Source organism: Alistipes sp. cv1 (assembly GCF_900240235.1).
GTDB lineage: Bacteria > Bacteroidota > Bacteroidia > Bacteroidales > Rikenellaceae > Alistipes_A > Alistipes_A hominis.
Genome location: NZ_OEPW01000007.1, coordinates 70857 through 88146, shown reverse-complemented (window position 1 = coordinate 88146; position 17290 = coordinate 70857). Strand labels below are relative to the sequence as shown.

At 52.4% G+C, this 17290-nt stretch carries 14 protein-coding genes and 1 tRNA gene; 6 read left to right on the top strand and 9 right to left on the bottom strand.

The window, feature by feature from the left end; genetic code table 11:
• Positions 1–32 precede the first annotated feature (32 nt).
• Together C1A08_RS11260 and C1A08_RS11255 are read left to right on the top strand one after the other, a co-directional pair.
• Positions 33–908 carry a hypothetical protein gene (locus C1A08_RS11260; RefSeq protein WP_228385730.1) on the top strand — a complete coding sequence of 292 codons (876 nt, stop codon included), beginning with the start codon at positions 33–35 and terminating at the stop codon, positions 906–908.
• 178 nt (positions 909–1086) lie between these two features.
• Positions 1087–1356, top strand: a complete 270-nt coding sequence (locus C1A08_RS11255; protein ID WP_055203156.1) for a type B 50S ribosomal protein L31 — start codon at positions 1087–1089, stop codon at positions 1354–1356.
• A gap of 152 nt (positions 1357–1508) precedes the next feature.
• On the opposite strand, the gene C1A08_RS11250 is transcribed toward C1A08_RS11255, so the two are convergent.
• On the bottom strand, positions 1509–2660 hold the full coding sequence (locus C1A08_RS11250) for an aldose epimerase family protein (RefSeq protein ID WP_101573546.1): 1152 nt from the start codon (positions 2658–2660) through the stop codon (positions 1509–1511).
• A gap of 169 nt (positions 2661–2829) precedes the next feature.
• Between C1A08_RS11250 and C1A08_RS11245 the strand changes: the two genes are divergently transcribed.
• Entirely contained in the window at positions 2830–3738 is a 909-nt protein-coding gene (locus tag C1A08_RS11245) for an EamA family transporter (protein ID WP_101573543.1), read from the top strand.
• Positions 3739–3804: 66 nt separating this feature from the next.
• On the opposite strand, the gene typA is transcribed toward C1A08_RS11245, so the two are convergent.
• Positions 3805–5604, bottom strand: coding sequence for a translational GTPase TypA (typA, locus tag C1A08_RS11240; protein WP_101573542.1), 1800 nt, complete (start codon positions 5602–5604; stop codon positions 3805–3807).
• 115 nt (positions 5605–5719) lie between these two features.
• On the opposite strand from typA, the gene aroB reads away from it, so the two are divergent.
• The gene (gene aroB / locus C1A08_RS11235; RefSeq protein WP_055203149.1) at positions 5720–6763 is read left to right on the top strand and encodes a 3-dehydroquinate synthase; all 1044 of its coding nucleotides are present in this window, start codon (positions 5720–5722) and stop codon (positions 6761–6763) included.
• An 89-nt stretch (positions 6764–6852) separates the two neighbouring features.
• Here aroB and C1A08_RS11230 read toward each other — a convergent pair whose 3' ends face one another.
• Together C1A08_RS11230 and tgt are read right to left on the bottom strand one after the other, a co-directional pair.
• A complete protein-coding gene (locus C1A08_RS11230) occupies positions 6853–7947 on the bottom strand; it encodes an LptF/LptG family permease (protein WP_055203148.1) in 1095 nt (364 codons plus the stop codon).
• Positions 7948–8037: 90 nt separating this feature from the next.
• On the bottom strand, positions 8038–9168 hold the full coding sequence (gene tgt / locus C1A08_RS11225; RefSeq protein ID WP_101573540.1) for a tRNA guanosine(34) transglycosylase Tgt: 1131 nt from the start codon (positions 9166–9168) through the stop codon (positions 8038–8040).
• 180 nt (positions 9169–9348) lie between these two features.
• On the opposite strand from tgt, the gene C1A08_RS11220 reads away from it, so the two are divergent.
• Both C1A08_RS11220 and C1A08_RS11215 read left to right on the top strand, forming a co-directional pair.
• Positions 9349–10527, top strand: coding sequence for a glycosyltransferase (locus C1A08_RS11220; RefSeq protein ID WP_101573538.1), 1179 nt, complete (start codon positions 9349–9351; stop codon positions 10525–10527).
• Positions 10518–11096 (top strand): RNA polymerase sigma factor, encoded by a 579-nt coding sequence (locus tag C1A08_RS11215; protein WP_055203143.1) that lies wholly within the window; start codon positions 10518–10520, stop codon positions 11094–11096. The genes C1A08_RS11220 and C1A08_RS11215 overlap by 10 nt, the downstream gene beginning before the upstream one ends.
• A gap of 46 nt (positions 11097–11142) precedes the next feature.
• Here C1A08_RS11215 and C1A08_RS11210 read toward each other — a convergent pair whose 3' ends face one another.
• The 5 genes from C1A08_RS11210 to C1A08_RS11190 form a co-directional block, all read right to left on the bottom strand.
• Complete coding sequence (locus C1A08_RS11210; RefSeq protein WP_101573536.1) at positions 11143–11424, bottom strand: hypothetical protein; 282 nt, start codon at positions 11422–11424, stop codon at positions 11143–11145.
• A 20-nt stretch (positions 11425–11444) separates the two neighbouring features.
• Positions 11445–12617 (bottom strand): 6-bladed beta-propeller, encoded by a 1173-nt coding sequence (locus C1A08_RS11205; protein ID WP_055203139.1) that lies wholly within the window; start codon positions 12615–12617, stop codon positions 11445–11447.
• A gap of 280 nt (positions 12618–12897) precedes the next feature.
• Positions 12898–12969: transfer RNA gene (locus tag C1A08_RS11200), tRNA-Glu, on the bottom strand.
• A 125-nt stretch (positions 12970–13094) separates the two neighbouring features.
• On the bottom strand, positions 13095–15110 hold the full coding sequence (locus C1A08_RS11195; RefSeq protein ID WP_101573535.1) for a BACON domain-containing protein: 2016 nt from the start codon (positions 15108–15110) through the stop codon (positions 13095–13097).
• 185 nt (positions 15111–15295) lie between these two features.
• On the bottom strand, positions 15296–17185 hold the full coding sequence (locus tag C1A08_RS11190; protein ID WP_101573533.1) for a BACON domain-containing protein: 1890 nt from the start codon (positions 17183–17185) through the stop codon (positions 15296–15298).
• Between the last annotated feature and the right edge of the window lie 105 nt (positions 17186–17290).

Genomic DNA, 17290 nt, shown 5'->3' with positions numbered 1-17290 from the left:
TCAAAACCAATAAACCTTAATCCATCAGGGTAATGAAAAAAATTTTATATCTCTTCGCGCTGTTGCTGCTCGCGTCCTGCACGGGCGGACAAAAAACCGAGCGACTGACCAGCCAAAACGATTCGCTGGCCGTAGTCGTCGCCCAGAAAGATTCCGTACTCAACGAAGTTTTCTCGTCGCTGAGCATCGTTACCGAGAATCTGAACGCAATCAAATCCCGGGAAAACATCATCAACGAAAATATCGACAAAGGCGAAATCCCGAAGGGAACCACCACGCAGATCAACGAGGACATCGAAGCGATCAACCAACTGCTGATCGCCAACCGGCAGACGATCGCCCGGTTGCAACAGTCGGCCGACCAGCTTAAAAAAGCGAACGTCAAAATCGGCAGTTTCGAGAAGTTGATCGCGCAGCTGAACGCCCAGATCGAATCGAAAGACCAGGAAATCAAAATTCTGAAACAAAATCTCGAAAACATGCACGTCCAGGTCGCCGAACTGACCGAGCAGGTTTCGGGACTCAATACGCAGGTCAGCGGACTGACCGCCGAAAAGACCTCGCTCGAAGGGGAGGTAAAAACCCAGAACAACATCCTGAATACCGGATATTACATCGTGGGATCGGAAAAGGAACTGCTCTCGAAAGAGATCGTCTACAAGAGCGGATTCATCGGCAGAACACTGAAGATCAACGAAAACAGAAGCCTTGACAGCTTCACCCAGGTCGATATCCGGAATTTCGACGACGTGAAAATCGGACACAAGAAAGCGACGCTCGTCAGTTCGCATCCGGCCGGGTCGTACGAATTCGTGATGAACGACAGCGGCGTGTTCGAATCGCTGGTCATCAAGGACAAAAGCAAATTCTGGGAGTATTCCAAAGTACTGGTCATCAGCTATAAGTAGTTGATCGCAACGGCGATGCTTTCGAATGCGCCGTCTTCGGAAGCGATTTCGGGAACGGCGGTCGGTTTTTCGGGGAAAAACGGATGCATTGTTTTGGAAAACCGGATTGATTTACTAACTTTGCATCCTCAATCGTAGAAATTTACTGATTTTTAACTATTTTTAAACAAAAAACATCATGAAAAAGGGGATTCATCCTGAGAATTATCGTTTGGTGGCATTCAAGGATATGTCGAATGATCATGTGTTTTTGTGCAGGTCCGCCGTTCAGACAAAAGAAACCATCGAAGTGAATGGCGAAACCTATCCCGTGTATAAGATGGAAATTTCCAACACGTCGCACCCGTTCTACACCGGTAAGATGAAGTTGGTTGACACCGCAGGACGCGTCGATAAGTTTATGAGCCGCTATCAAAAACATTACGATAAAAAAGCCGCCAACAAATAGCAGGCGCTTTGATCTCAACAACCGAAACGGGCACTTTTCGAAGCGCCCGTTTTCTTTTGGCGCGATTCGCGTTCCCGAAGTTCCGCGCCCCCCGAAGAACAAAAAAGCCGTTCCGGACGATTCCGGAACGGCTTCGTAATCCATCGGTAGATCTATTTTCTCACGCTGAAAGCATAGACGCAGGTCTGCGTATAAGTCTCGCCCGGGCGCAACACGGCGGACGGAAAATTCTCGTGATTCGGCGCATCGGGAAAATTCTGGGTCTCGAGGGCTATCCCCGTGCGGAAATTGTGCCGGTCGCCTCGTTTGCCGATCTCCGTCCCGTCCATAAAATTCCCGCTGTAAAACTGCAGGCCGGGCTGATCGGTTTCGACCTTCATCACGATCCCCGTCGCGGGTTCGTACACTTCGGCAGCCACGCTCATCTCGTTCCCCTGTTTGTTCAGCACCCAGTTGTGATCGTATCCGCGGGCCAGTTTCATCGGTTCGAAATCGGCGTCGATTCGGCTGCCAATCGGCTGCGCCACCCGGAAATCGAGCGGAGTCCCGGCTACCGAATCGAGCGCACCGGTCGGGATCAATCCCGCATCGGTCGGCGTAAACCGGTCGGCATGGATCGTCAGCACATGCGAATCGGTACTGGAAGCCGTGTTTCCATGCAGGTTGAAATAGTTGTGACTCGTCGGGTTGAGGATCGTCGGCGCATCGGTCATTGCCTGGTATTCGATCTTCAAGGCATTGTTTTTTTGCAACGTATAAGTGACGGCAATCGACAGATTACCCGGATACCCCTCTTCGCCGTCGGGAGACCGGTAGCTCATTTCGACGGCCTGTTCCCCCTGTTCGTTCTCGAACGGCCGCGCGATCCATACCTTGTTCCAGAAACCGTCGGCGCCGCCGTGCAGGTGGTTCTCCCCATCGTTCAGCGTCAACTGGTACGATTTCCCATCCAGGGTAAACCGTCCCTTACCGATCCGGTTGCCGTAACGGCCGACCACCGGGCCGCAAAACCGGTCGGGAGAGTCCAGGTAGTCGTGGATCGACTCGTATCCCCAGACGACGTCCTGGAAATCCCCTTTCGCATCGGGCACCCACAACGATACCACGCGCGCGCCGTAATTGGTGACCTGGACGACCATGCCGCTGTCGTTTCGCAGCGTGTAGAGCGACACGTCCGAGCCGTCCAACACCGTATCGAATGCCGAAACCTGAACCAGCGCCGGAGCCGTCCCGGTATGCTGCCCGCTTGTGCAGGCAAAAAAAGCACCGAACGTCGCGATAAACAAGAACTGGATTTTTTTCATAATTCCTATATTTTATGATTCCTTCGATCCGAAAACCTTTATACAAAGGTAAAAAAACCTGGAAAAAAGCAATTCGCGCCGAAAGCTTTTATATCCCGAATCTCCGTTTCGCACCCGTTTTCGAACGGAATAGCTATCTTTGCCGCATAAAAATTCAAACGAAACGGTTATGTGGCTGACACTGGCATTTTTTTCATCGCTTTTTCTCGGTCTCGACGAGGTGGCGAAGAAAAGCGCGCTGAAAGACAACGCCGTTATTCCGGTGCTGGCGCTCAGCATTCTGCTGAGCGCCGCCCTGTTCCTGCCGTTGCAATTGGTGAGCGTTTTCTCACCGGATACGCTGTTGGACACCGCCTTCTACATTCCCCCCGTATCCGCCGACGCGCACTGGGGGATTCTGCTGAAAGCGGCAATCGTACTCGGATCGTGGATATTCGGTTTCTTTGCGACCAAGCACCTGCCGCTGACGATCTCGTCGTCGGTCAAGGCGAGCCGCCCGGTTTTCGTCGTACTCGGGGCGATCCTGATTTTCGGCGAGCGGCTCAATTTCAGCCAGTGGGTCGGCGTGATCGTCGTGCTGACGGCGCTGGTCGTTTTGTCGAACCTCGACAAACGCGACGGCCGGGACGACCGCGAACCGCCGCGCCGAAAAATGCTGTGGGTCTATTTCCTGATCGCCTCGACGTTGCTGGGCGCGGCGAGTGCGCTGTGGGACAAATTCCTGATCGTCCGTTACGACCGGCTGGCCATACAGGCCTACACCTGTTACTACCAGTCGCTGATGATGATCGTGATCGTGCTGCTGATGTGGTATCCGAAACGAAAACAAACCACGCCGTTGCAGTGGCGGTGGACGATCTTTCTGACCGGATTCCTGCTGACCGTATCGGATTTTTTGTACTTCTATGCGTTGAGCGATCCCGAGGCGCTGCTGTCGGTACTCTCGCCGATCCGCCGGTCGGGCGTCGTATTCACGTTCGTCGTCGGAGCGATCCTGTTCCACGAACGGCAGATCAAGGTGAAAGCGGCGATTCTCGCCGTCGTACTGGCTGGCACCATGCTGCTCTATTTCGGATAAACCTTTCCCGAAAATACGAAAAGGCGGATCGACGATCCGCCTTTTCGTTATCTTGTTTTCGACCGTTTATTTCGCCTGACGTTTGCGTTCGGTCTCGTTCAGGACAATCTTGCGCAGCCGGATCGACTTCGGCGTCACTTCGACATATTCGTCTTCTTTGATGTATTCGAGCGCTTCCTCCAGCGAGAAGATCACCGGCGGCGCGATCGACACCTTGTCGTCCGAACCGCTGGCGCGCATATTGGTCAGTTTTTTCGACTTGGTCAGGTTGATTACGATATCTTCCTGACGCGTGCTTTCGCCCACTACCTGTCCGGCGTAAATCTCGTCCTGCGGCGATACGAAAAACGTGCCGCGATCCTGTAGCTTGTTGATCGCATAGGCATAAGCCGTACCGGTCTCCATCGCGATCAGCGAACCGTTTTGGCGCATCTCCATATCCCCTTTATACGGTTCGAACCCTTTCAGCCGATGCGACATGACGGCTTCGCCGGCCGTAGCGGTCAGCAGGTTGCTGCGCAGCCCGATGATTCCGCGCGACGGAATTTCGAATACGATCCGCTGGCGGTCGTAAATCGAAGTCATGTCGAGCAGCGTCCCTTTGCGTTTGGTTACCAGCTCGATCGCCTTGCCCGAATACGCTTCCGGAATGTCGATCGTCAGTTCTTCGACCGGTTCGCACTTTTTCCCGTCGATCTCCTTGATAATCACTTTCGGCTGACCGACCTGCAATTCGTATCCTTCGCGGCGCATCGTTTCGATCAGCACCGACAGGTGCAGCACGCCGCGCCCGTACACGATAAAACTATCGGACGAAGCGCCCGGCACCACGCGCAACGCCAGGTTCTTTTCGAGTTCGCGGTCGAGACGCTCCTTGATGTGGCGCGACGTCACGTATTTTCCCTCCTTGCCGAAGAACGGCGAGTCGTTGATCGTAAACAACATGCTCATCGTCGGTTCGTCGATTGCGATCGGTTCCAGCGGCTCCGGATTTTCGAAATCGCAGATCGTATCGCCGATCTCGAACCCTTCGATGCCGACCAGCGCGCAAATCTCGCCGCATTCGACCCGCTCGACTTTGGTTTTGCTCAATCCGTCGAATACCATCAGATCCTTGATTCGGGTCTTGACCATCGTTTTACCGTCGCGTTTGGCCAGCGTGATCGGCATCCCCGACTTCAGCGTCCCGCGCGTCAACTTGCCGACGGCGATCCGGCCGACGTAAGGCGAATACTCCAGCGACGTGATCAGTAACTGCGGCGTACCCTCCTTTTGCTGCGGCGCCGGAATGTTGTCGATAATCGCATCGAGCAACGGGGTGATGTCCCCGGTGCGTTCTTTCCATACGTGCGACATCCAACCCTGTTTCGCACTACCGTAGATCGTCACGAAATCGAGCTGATCTTCGGTCGCGTTCAGCGTGAACATCAGGTCGAACACCTGCTCGTACACCTCTTCGGGACGGCAGTTCGGCTTGTCCACCTTATTAACCACGACGATCGGCTTTTTACCGAGCGACAGCGCCTTCTGCAACACGAAGCGCGTCTGCGGCATCGTCCCTTCGAAAGCGTCCACCAGCAGCAGCACGCCGTCGGCCATGTTCAGCACCCGCTCCACCTCGCCGCCGAAATCCGAGTGGCCCGGGGTATCGATAATGTTGATTTTTATTCCCTTATAATTCACCGACACGTTCTTCGACAGGATCGTAATCCCCCGCTCGCGTTCGAGGTCGTTATTATCGAGGATCAGTTCGCCGGTTTTTTCATTGTCACGGAAAAGGTTGCCCTGCAGGATCATTTTATCGACGAGCGTGGTTTTGCCGTGGTCGACGTGGGCAATAATCGCAATATTGCGTAAATTTTGCATAGAATGGATTTTTGTCGGGAGCAAAGGTACGAAATAAAATTTATCTTTGTATTATAATTCCGAGATACGCCGCAGGCGGAAAACGCCGGGGCGGCGCAGGACAAATCCACAGAACATGAAACAAGTGATCGAGGTTAAACGCAGGGAAGGGAAGCCTTCGCAGGTGGTCGTAGGTGACGTGATCAACTCGCTCGACAATTACCTGCCCGAAGGCAAACGGGTTATTATCATCACCGACGGGAATGTACACCGCCGTTACAAGGAGATCATCAACCGGTACGACTATTGTCTGATCGGCCTGGGGGAAACGATTAAGACCATGACGACGGTCAACAAACTCTACGCCGAATTGCTCGAACGGGGAGCCGACCGGACGACGTTCATCGTCGGCATCGGCGGCGGCATCGTTACCGATATCACCGGGTTCGTCGCGTCGACCTACATGCGCGGACTACGGTTCGGATTCGTCGCTACGACGCTGCTGGCCCAGGTGGACGCCAGCGTCGGGGGCAAAAACGGAGTCAACTACGAAGGATACAAAAATATGGTCGGCACGTTCAATCAGCCCGATTTCGTACTGTGCGACCTGTCGATGCTGCAAACGCTGCCCGACCGCGAGTTCCGGGCCGGGCTGGCCGAGATCATCAAAGCGGGCCTGATCGCCGACCGGGGCCTGTTCGAACTGTTCGAAAACCATCCGATCGACGCATTCCGCAACGACCAATCGCTGCTGAACGAAGCCATCACGCGGGCCATCCGCGTCAAAGCCGACGTCGTCGAACGCGACGAACGCGAAAGCGGCGAACGACGCAAGCTGAACCTCGGACATACGTTTGCCCACGCCATCGAAAAGTGCGGCAACGAATTCCTGCACGGCGAAGCGGTCGCGATCGGCACGGTCATGATCGCCCGCTTGTCGGCCCACTTGGGAACCGCGACGCAGGACGAAGCCGACCGCGTGCGGCGGGTATTCGAACGGATGGGCCTGCCGATTCGTACGGAGATCGACTTCAAACGGCTCGTCAAAGCGTTGAAGCACGACAAGAAAAAAGAGGCCGACTCGGTCAGCTTCGTTTTACTGCGCGGCATCGGCGACTGCGAAATCCGCCGGTTCACGTTCGACGAGATCGACCGGCTGCCGGATCCGGCGGCCGAATAATATCGACGAAAAGTCCCGAAACGAAAGCCTCCGGCACAGATACGTGCCGGAGGCTTTCGTTTCTCAATACCCCCGTTCGGGATAGTCCGCTATTTCGGAGCCTTCTTGTAAAGGTAGAATGCGATGAACGAATAGATGATGTTCGGGATCCAGACGGCGATTCCGGGCGGCAGCAATCCGCCCTTAGCAAACTCTTCGCCGAACTTGCTGAACAAGATGAACGAGAACGCCAGCACGATGCCGATGCCGATGTGAAGCCCGGTTCCTCCGCGCACTTTGCGCGACGACAGCGACACGCCGATGATCGTCAGGATAAATGTCGAGGCCGGAAAGGCGAACCGGTTGTGCCGTTCCACCTCGAAGCGGGCGATCATATCCGACCCCTTGGCCCTTTGCTGCTGGATAAAATGGCCGAGCGTTACGATATCCATTGTCTTGACCAGTTCTTCCACACGCCCCAGTTCGCTTGTATTCAGGTTTATAAGCGTATCGAGCGCCTGCGTGTTATTAAAAATCTCCTTGTCGTCCTCAAATTTCCGGTAGACGCTTTTCGGAGCGCTCCAACGTCCCGTTTCGGGATCGAACTTCGCATTCGCAGCCTCGAGCGAAGATACGATCGTCCCGTTCTCGTAAGTTTCGAGCACGAAGAACGCCGCAGTCCGGGTCTGCTCGGTATAGTCTCGGATATAAGCGAACGTGCCCGGCTCGATCTGCCGGTAAATATGCGGATCGTACTTCGCCCCCTTGATATTCTTGATGTAGTTCAATTCGAACTTCAGTCGCTCGCCGTTCGCCGCGGGAATCACCACCAGGTTCAGCACCAGGCTCAGCAGCGTGATCGCCCCGGCGCTGAGGATATAAGGCCACATCAGCCGCCGGAAACTGATCCCGGCCGACAAGATCGCGATGATCTCGGTCTGATAAGCCAATTTCGACGTGAAGAAAATAACCGCGATAAACGTGAACAGCCCACTGAACTGATTGATAAAGAACGGTATGAAATTCAGATAATACTGAAGGACGATTTTCGACAGCGGGGCCTTCAGTTCGATGAAGTCGTCGATCTTTTCGGCCGCGTCGAAGATCACGACCACGACGATGATCAGCGCAATGGCGAAAAAATAGGTCCCCAGGAACTTGCGGATGATGTAACGGTCTATGATTTTGATTCCGGGGAATTTCATATTCGTGATTCGTGCGCTGTTGCTATGCGTTTCAAACTGCGGTCAAAGTTAACGAAAATCCGGTATTTCAGGGCCGGTTCCCGCCTAAATTTACAATCGCTGCGACAGTTTAACGACCATTCCGGGTTTCCACGCCGAAAAAGTTCCGTCGAGGATGCGCCGGCGCGCTTCGTTCACCAGCCACAGGTAGAAGGCGAGGTTGTGCAGGCTCGCGATCTGCGCGGCCAGCATTTCGCCGGCGACGGTCAGGTGGCGCAGGTAAGCCTTCGTGTACGCCGTATCGGCGAAGCAGTTGCCCGCCGGATCGATCGGCGAAAAATCGTCGCGCCACTTCTGGTTGCGGATATTGATGATCCCCTCGCTGGTAAACAGCATCCCGTTGCGTCCGTTGCGCGTCGGCATCACGCAATCGAACATATCCACGCCGCGCTCGATCGCTTCGAGCAGGTTTACCGGCGTTCCGACTCCCATCAGGTAACGCGGCCGGTCGATCGGCAGGATTCCGTTCACCAGTTCGATCATTTCGTACATTACCGGCGCAGGCTCGCCGACGGCCAGTCCCCCGATCGCATACCCGTCGGCGTCGAACTGCTGCACGAATTCGGCGGAACGCGTCCGCAGATCCGGATAGGTACATCCCTGCACGATCGGAAAAAGCGACTGGCGGTAACCGTACTTCGGCCGCGTCGCGGCATACCGCTCGAAACAACGTTCGAGCCACCGGCAGGTCAGATTCAGCGATTTGGCCGCATAATCGTACGGAGCGTCCCCGGGAGGACATTCATCGAACGCCATCATGATATCGGCCCCGATACTCCGCTGCACGTCCATCACGCTCTCCGGCGTAAACAGGTGTTTCGACCCGTCGATGTGCGAACTGAAACGGCACCCTTCCTCGGTGATTTTGCGGCACTCGGCCAGCGAAAAGACCTGAAAACCGCCGCTATCGGTCAGTATCGGCCGCTCCCACCCGCAGAAACGGTGCAGGCCGCCGGCCCGTTCGAGGATTTCGGTGCCCGGCCGCAGGTACAGGTGATAGGTATTCCCCAAAATGATCTGCGCGCCCACCTCCTGCTGCAAGTCGCGGTGGAAAACGCCCTTGACGCTTCCGACCGTTCCTACGGGCATAAAAATCGGCGTTTCGATCGTCCCGTGACCGGTCGTGATTACCCCGGCGCGCGCCGCACTGTGCGGATCGGTATGTACGAGTTCAAAATTCATGAAGGGCAAAGGTAAATATTTTTTCGCGGATCGGGAAACCGTTTGGGTATTCCCCCAAAATCCCGTACATTTGTAAACCGTTTTCCGGGCCGGCGACGACCGCCGAGTGAAAACCGTCCGACAAACGACGTTCTGGCAACCGGGACAGAATCAACGAAATACGTTTAAACCGATCGCATCGTGGAATACTTGGATCTCCTGTATAACGACCTGACGGCAAAGGGTATCGTCCATCCTTACTGGGTCGTGGGACTGATAGGGGCCGCGCTCGTTTTTTTCTTCATCCAACTGCATTACTACCTGAGGCGCTACGGCCGGCTGCCGCGGTTCCGCAACAACCGGGGCATCCGTCAGGACATTCCCTCGCCGCCGGTTTCGGTCGTGGTCGTGGTACGCGGCAACTCCTTCTACTTCATCGAGCATACCTTGCCATTGTTGCTGGGACAGCAATACGACGAATTCGAAGTCGTCCTGGTCGATTGCAGCTACGACGACGAGATCGGGGAGATCCTGCGGGAAAAAAGCCTTGTCGTGCCGAACCTGCACGTAACCTGCATCCGGCAGCAGAGCCATCACGAACACAGCATCAAGCTGGCCCTGACGGTCGGGATCAAAGCGGCGCGTTACGAGCACCTGATATTCACGACGCAGGACAGTTACCCCGTTTCCGAGAAATGGCTGTCGCTGATGGCCAAAGGATTTATTTGCGGGGACGTGGTCATCGGTTACTGCGGCATCGAACCCAGAAAGGGCATGGCCAACCGGTGGATGCGTTGCAGTCGCCTGATGACCTCGGTGCGCTACCTGTCCGCCGCGACGCGGGGGAAAACCTTCCGTGGCACCGAGCACAACATCGGTTACACGAAAAGCCTCTATTTCGACAGCAGGGGGTTCAACCACTTGAATATGAATATCGGCGTCGACGACCTGTTTATCCAGAAAATCGTCCGCACGGACAACGTCAGCGTCGTGATGAATCCGAATGCGACCGTACGCCAGATCCAGTACGGAGGCCTCGGCTGGTGGTACGGCGTCAGCAAATATTTCGGGCACGCTTTTCGTTACTATCCGGCAAAGGCCCGAAGGGCAGTCCGCAACGAACTCTCCAGTCGGTTCCTGTTTTTCGCGACAACGGCGGCAGCGGCGGCGTTGCTGCCTGTCCGATGGATCGCGGTTCCATTGCTGCCCGCTCTGCTGAGGCTGCTGATCGTCGAACTGAAAATGCGCCGGATCGGACGGCGGCTCGGCGAAAAAAAATTTGGGGGAACTTACATCCTGTATGATTTCTGGGCCCCGCTGGGCGGCTTTTTGATGACGTTGAGCCGCCGGATACGGCCTAACAAAGCGATATGGCGATAGAAGATTACATAATTGCCACCGATCAGGAACTGATCGGGCGGGTGCAGGACGGGGATTCGACCGCTTTCGAACACCTGTTCAACCGTTACCGCGACTCGATCTACCAGCTCTACATGCAGCGCACCGGGGGTAACGTGGACGACACCAACGACCTACTGCAGGAGACGTTCGTCAAAGTATACCTGAATCTGCAGCGTTACAGCAGCCGTTTCACGTTCGGCCAATGGGTCTATACGATCGCACGGAATACGTTCATCGACTACACGCGGCGCCGGCGCGACGATACGGTGTCGATCGACTATGTCGGCGAAGGGATCGGCGTATCCGGCTCCCTCGGAGGCCCGACCCCCGAGGAGCACCTGATCACGCACCAGAGCCAGGTTCAGTTGGAAGGATTGCTGGCGAAAATGTCGCCGCGCTACCGCGAATTGATCGAACTCCGTTTCTTCCGTGAATTCTCTTACGAAGAGATCGCCGCAAAACTCTCGCTCCCGATGGGAACGGTCAAAACCCAGATACACCGGGCCCGCGAACAGTTGTGCCGATTCATCACCGAAAATAAAGAATAACTTTCGGAGATTCAATAAGCCCCATGATTTTGATTAACGCGGCCTCTCAATCATTATCCGTATTACTAAAAAAACGTTTCACAACGTTCTCGAAATAAAAGTCCGTGATTTGCGGATGTAACTTATCGGGAATGAAGACAGCATGTACTGTACGATCCGGCATCAATAAGCAATAATAAGGAACCCCCTTCCGGTCGACATCGGAAAATTTTTCAACATTGTAGAAAAGAAAACGATCTCTGCCAAAATTGGCAACTGCATCTTTAAATGAATGCATATCAGAATATTCCGAAATAATGACAGGAGTCACTTCAGATTCTTTAATCATTTAAAGTTTAATCAAAACCATTAGTCCGTCTTATCCGGATCCTTAAGTTTGTAAAACACCAATACTGGATTACTTTCTTCCTTCAAACCTGCCAACTGAGGATAGTCATCCGCACAATTCGAATATCCCATTAACAGATAATACGCCGGAACGACAGCGACAAACCGGTTATCGCAAATACTTTTACTCTGCAACAGATCCACATCGAACCAACTGATCCTAAACGGATTATTGACTTTGCTGTCCCGCGTCAAAGAATATACTTTTTGTGTCCGTTTGTCGAAAATACGCTCCTTGATCTCCCGGTTCTCCGTGAATATAAACAAAGCGAACGAGTCGTTCTCCAGAAACCTTCCGGAAAAAAAATTATTATGATCTACCAGATCCTCATACTCATCCCGACTTATTCCCGCATCCATATGGGTAACTCCGCCTATGGCCGATATATCCACGTGATAATACGGTTCAAGCGAACCGGTACCGACTTTGTAAACCGTATCGCTGAAAGCCGGCGTTAAAAAAACGTCTCCGTTTATCTTCTTCAATTCAGGACGAAACGGAAAATTCGGATGCTCCCCATACATATTTCGCAGGCCTCCCGTCTCGATCCGGAAATCGCCGTCGGTAAAAATCATAAGATTCCCCTGCATATCCGCTTTTTTAAGCCCCGGATCATCCGCTCCGTAAGTAGTACAAACGACATGATCCTTGTCTATATACTCAAACTCGCTAAACCAGAAACTTACCTCTTTATGTTCCAGGAATCTGCCTTCCAGATCGAAAAACAACACTTTACTCCCCAAATTATCATAGATGGCTATCCGGCTCGAATCCGGAGTCAAAGTCGTGTAAGTCGGTGAAATATACTCTCCCGGCCCCCGGCCCTGCCTGTCGATAACCGCTTTGATTTTTCCGTCATAATCGAATATATAAACGCATTTCGAAAGCCTCTGATCCGACACGACAATCCGCTCCCGGGTAAACAATAAGTTATCCACCGCCCCGATCAGATGTTTTCCATCCGACTCCAACGGCAAAACGCGGATATCCTCGATGAATTTGGCGACCGGAAAAGGTTCCTGCGGTACAATCGTTACCGTTGTCAAATTTTCCCCCGTACCGTTTTCCTTGTCTGACGAATCCCGGCAACAAAGAAAAAAGCAGCAAAAGACAATTACGATCAGTTTCTTCATAATCACAATACAAGACAGAAGCGACTAGACGCTTCTCCGTTTATCACATTTAATCCACTGATAATCAAATTAGCAAGGCCAACTCGGAGTACAGGTAGAACTACCAGAGTCACAATCAGTACCAAACCTTTCTTCGACTTAGTACGAAAAAACCAGAGCTATACGACTACAAGCTTTACAAATATAATAATATAAACGAAAAATAAGTATTTTAGACTAAAATACTATAAAAAGGAATTGTCCTAACGACTATTTTCAACGAATGGCGAAAGAAATTTCGTACTGTATAAGGGAATCGAACCCTTATTTGTAGACTGAGAATCTACCGTCCTAACCGTTAGACGAATACAGCATTATTCGATGCAAAGATAACTAAAAAAATATTTTTGCAAAAAAACGAAATGCATTTTTACATAAAAAGTCCGGAGACTCCCAAACGAAGTCTCCGGACAAACGGATACGATTCTCTCCTACGGCTTACCAGTTCAGTTTCGCCCAGCGGGTATTCCATTTACCCCATGACTCCGGACCAAAATCGAGCGTATAGGCATAACTGATATATTGCTGAACACCGAGTTTTATGTGCCCCTGCTCGTCTCCGCTCCAACCGCAGTTATGCGCGCCCGGCTGCAATCCTTCCCTGATTTCGGCGATCTTCTCAAACTTGATCCCGTCGTCGGACTGCCACAGCACGATGTAACTATTGGCAGACATTCGGGCCGCCGTATGCACGGCCTGGAATTTCCCGATATCCTCCCGGTATTTTACATCGCTGTGATCCGCCCCGCCGATGGAGCCTTTATCCATCGCCGTTCCATGGAACACGAGGTGACCGGGCCAGTTCGGATCGTCGGCCGACGCAGTCGCTACACGCGTGGTAACGCTCTGGTCGTCCCACGAATAATAGAAATAAACCGTATTGTCGAGAACGACTATCGACGGTTCTCCGGCTCCGAAATTCACGGGATTGCCGTCGTAACGGATTACCGGTTGTACGTCCGTTCCGGTTGTCCAGCCGGAACCGTTCCATTTCTCCCACGGCCCGTTCGGGAATTTGGAGCGGGCTACGTAGACATGGTTTTCGACCATCGCTTCATTTTCGGTGGAGGTATATCCGATATAGTAATAACCGCCCCACCGTGCAACTCCCGGATCGCATACGGAAAAATGATCGGACGAAAATTCGGTCGGCAACAGTACCATCTCTTCCTTCGTCCATGTCTTGCCTCCGTCGTCCGAATGCTGGTAAGAAGCCTGATCCCAAAAATTATAACCGCTCGTTTTGTCCACGCTGTACTGCGCCTGCCAGTTCCGGCCGCTCACGACCTGCCCGTTTTTGTAACTGGTAACGCCCGAAACGCTTCCGGTAGCCAGCCAAACGCCCGATTGCTCGGTCAGCCCTTTGGACAGCTCCCACAAATAAGTCCCGGCCGGAAACTTATCGTCGTTGGTCACCCCGATCTTTTCCCCGTCCGCGTAATCCTTGAACGTCGCAGTCGCTACCGGCGTCTGTTGAACGACCTGGCTGTAACTCATGCTCGCATCGTTCCACTTGTACAAATTAAAAGTAAAGCCGCAGGGCTGCCCGTTCCAATTCGGGCTGGTTACGCTGATACTCCAGAACGGAGTCTTTGCGGTAAACTTCTGTCCGACCGTATTATTGCCGGTAATACCTTGCGCCTCATGCGTTCCGCTCTGATTGAACAGGTAATTCCAATCGCCGTACTGACCGCCGGATGCGGCAAACCACGCATCGATCGAACCGTCGTCATGAATCATGATCGACGGCCCGTAACGGTAAGTGCCGGCCTTATAAATATCCCATCCGTCGGAAATGGTGGGAACATATTTCGCTCCTTGCTTTACGGTAATTTTCGCGCTTAGATCGCTGTTTTTGTCTTTGACGAGGACGAAAGCGTACCGAATGGCGTCGGTCTTGTCGAAAGGATCGACTTTCAGATGCAGCACGTCGGTCGACAGGCCTTTCGATCCGACCTGGGTGATCCATTGAACGGTATCGGGGATCTGCACTTCGTAATCGACGTTCTGTTGAAGTTCCACGTCGATCGTTTCGCCGGCAGACGGAACCGTATAAAAATCCTGCGTCAGAATCAGCGCATCTTTCTGTCCGCGCGTCACCGTAACGGTCTCGCTCGCGGTTCCCGCCGTAATGACGACTTCCGCTGAAAAGTCGTCGTACAATTCATAATCTTTTTTTGCCGTAACGGTTATTTTCACATCGCCTGCTTTCCCCGACTCGGGCGATATACTGCACCAGGAGGAAGCTTTCGTGTCGTTTACTTTCGCGCTCCATGCCACATTGGTGGTAAAAGAGATAACCCCGTTCCCTCCGGCCGCCGGTAAATTCACCTCCGGGGAACCGGTAATTTCGATTTTCGGATCCGGCGCAGGATCGTCTTCTCCTTTGTCGCCGCATTGCCAACAGGCGACGGAAACGAACACGATCAAAAAAGCAATTAAATTTTTTTTCATTTTATTAAATTTATATTACAAAAATAACAAATATTTTCGGAGTTTTACCTCGATTAGGATGAAACGATCCCGATCCATCCCTGACGCTCCTTTCGAAAAATCCGGAACAGACCGTAATAAAAAAGCGAAGCCGGATCATTTGATCCGGCTTCGCCAAAAAACTACTAACCTAAATGACTTTTCGATTAATCATTGCTGATAATCTTAAAGTACCATCCCTGAGTACATGCATAAGACATGTACTGCGTCTCGCCGGTAACACCCGATGCGTAGCGTGCGGATTTACTACCGTCGAACATTCTTGCATAAGCTACTCCGCCATCGGTAAAGGTCGTACCGTCGTCCGACAGCAGTACACAGGTTTGATTGCTCTTGACATAGGTTGCCGTGAACTGCCCATTGACAAACTTCACGTCCACATCCGTATTGCTGTCGAATGTCCAGGCATCGGCGCTTGCGCTCAACGCAGCGGGCCAGTTGTCTCCGGAGGCAGCCGTACGAACGACCAACTTATTCCCCTTCATGGTATACAAATAAATCTGACCGTTATTCTCAACCACAGATACAGGAACCTCGCTCGCAACCACGGAAGCGTAATCTCCATCTCCCCAAGCAGAGCCGTCCCATTTAGCCCAAGAGTCTTTAATATTCGCAGTACGTGCTAACTTAACGTTGCCACCATCCGCAAAAGCCGCATAATAGTAACCGTCACATTTTACCACACGCAAATCCGTCGGAGAACATTTTTCGAGCCAACTTTCATTCAAAGAGAACACATAACTCTGATCTCTCCAGGTAACACCGCCATCCTTAGTTTCACGGTAAGCCGCACCTGTCTTACTGCCGCTGACATAATAGATGCGTACCTTCGGGCAATTGGACGATACGGCTTGGCCTGCCAAGAATCCCTGGAAACCGTCTTTAGCTCCTGCGGAAGCAGACCAAACTCCCGAACTTTGCTTCGTCGATTGCATTACAACCAGATATTCTCCTGCAGGATAAGTATTACCTTGATCCGCATTCAACAAACTAGGCCAACTATTATCCCCGTATGAAAGATCTTTTTTCTGATTCACGGGGTTGCGTTTAACAGTAGTAGCATAATCCGTATCCCAAACATACAAAGAAGCGGTCATTACTCCGTCTCCATGCTGTTGCGACCAAGTACAACAAGACACCTGCATGTCGGTAAATGGTCCGGCAGCTACGAAACGTACCCCGAATTCTCCATTTGCAGACAAATCAATAGGGCCTTGAGCATCTCCGTTCCACACATGCATTTCTTCCCTGTTAGCGCTGTATTGCTTAAACAGGTAGAATGCATTGAATGCATTTTCGCCCGTCTGCACGACACTCGGAGCCGTCAGATCCGAGCTCGATCCACGCATGATGAAATAACCGAAATCGCCTCTCTGTACGATTTCGATCCGGCGAGTTAAGGTCTCTTCCTTCTCATCGGCAACGATTTCCGTCACATACACATACCCCGTACGGGCATCCAACGCAGGATTGGACAGAACCGTTACGGTAAAGACCGAATCTTTCATCACCGCTTTGGAATCCGGCACAATGATCCAATCCTTGCAAGCGTCGTCCGCCTCAACGCTGAACGGGCGGTTCGTCTGTACGGTAAGAGCCACCGGTCCGCCGCTTTCGCCCACATTATAAGTGGTTTGCGGCAAGAACATCGCCGACGTAGAAAGCTGGGTAACTTTCAACGTTTTGGTTTCTCCTCCCGAAGTGATAACTACCTCGGCTTCGCGGTCGTCGTAATCCGGATTCTCGTTAAGGTTGAGCGTCAGGAACCAATGGCCCGCATTCCCGCTTTTCGGAGAAATCTCCAGCCATTCGTCGTCCTCGGTTGCAGGAGCCACTTTGTATTTCACTTCAGCAGTCCAATCTCCCACGGTCGAAAAACCGATTACTTTCTTCCCTCCGATTTTCGCTGATTCGTACTCAGTCAGAGGAAACTTGAAAGAAAGCTCGCCGCCGTCACCATTCTCCTTGTCATCGTTGCATGCACCCAAGAGACCGGTAAGTGATAGACAAGCTATCAAATAGAACAATTTTCTCATAGTTTTTAGGTATTATAATAAAACAGTTATTTGTTAAAAATTCAAATTTCCTTTGAAAAACGGGGAGCAACCGGTGCACTCCATTAATTGCTCCCCGCTATAATA

Excerpts from the sequence above, each read along its gene's own strand:
- C1A08_RS11260 (WP_228385730.1), top strand. The coding sequence starts at position 33 with ATGAAAAAAATTTTATATCTCTTCGCGCTGTTGCTGCTCGCGTCCTGC.
- C1A08_RS11255 (WP_055203156.1), top strand. The coding sequence starts at position 1,087 with ATGAAAAAGGGGATTCATCCTGAGAATTATCGTTTGGTGGCATTCAAG.
- C1A08_RS11250 (WP_101573546.1), bottom strand. The coding sequence starts at position 2,660 with ATGAAAAAAATCCAGTTCTTGTTTATCGCGACGTTCGGTGCTTTTTTT.
- C1A08_RS11245 (WP_101573543.1), top strand. The coding sequence starts at position 2,830 with ATGTGGCTGACACTGGCATTTTTTTCATCGCTTTTTCTCGGTCTCGAC.
- typA (WP_101573542.1), bottom strand. The coding sequence starts at position 5,604 with ATGCAAAATTTACGCAATATTGCGATTATTGCCCACGTCGACCACGGC.
- aroB (WP_055203149.1), top strand. The coding sequence starts at position 5,720 with ATGAAACAAGTGATCGAGGTTAAACGCAGGGAAGGGAAGCCTTCGCAG.
- C1A08_RS11230 (WP_055203148.1), bottom strand. The coding sequence starts at position 7,947 with ATGAAATTCCCCGGAATCAAAATCATAGACCGTTACATCATCCGCAAG.
- tgt (WP_101573540.1), bottom strand. The coding sequence starts at position 9,168 with ATGAATTTTGAACTCGTACATACCGATCCGCACAGTGCGGCGCGCGCC.
- C1A08_RS11215 (WP_055203143.1), top strand. The coding sequence starts at position 10,518 with ATGGCGATAGAAGATTACATAATTGCCACCGATCAGGAACTGATCGGG.
- C1A08_RS11210 (WP_101573536.1), bottom strand. The coding sequence starts at position 11,424 with ATGATTAAAGAATCTGAAGTGACTCCTGTCATTATTTCGGAATATTCT.
- C1A08_RS11205 (WP_055203139.1), bottom strand. The coding sequence starts at position 12,617 with ATGAAGAAACTGATCGTAATTGTCTTTTGCTGCTTTTTTCTTTGTTGC.
- C1A08_RS11195 (WP_101573535.1), bottom strand. The coding sequence starts at position 15,110 with ATGAAAAAAAATTTAATTGCTTTTTTGATCGTGTTCGTTTCCGTCGCC.
- C1A08_RS11190 (WP_101573533.1), bottom strand. The coding sequence starts at position 17,185 with ATGAGAAAATTGTTCTATTTGATAGCTTGTCTATCACTTACCGGTCTC.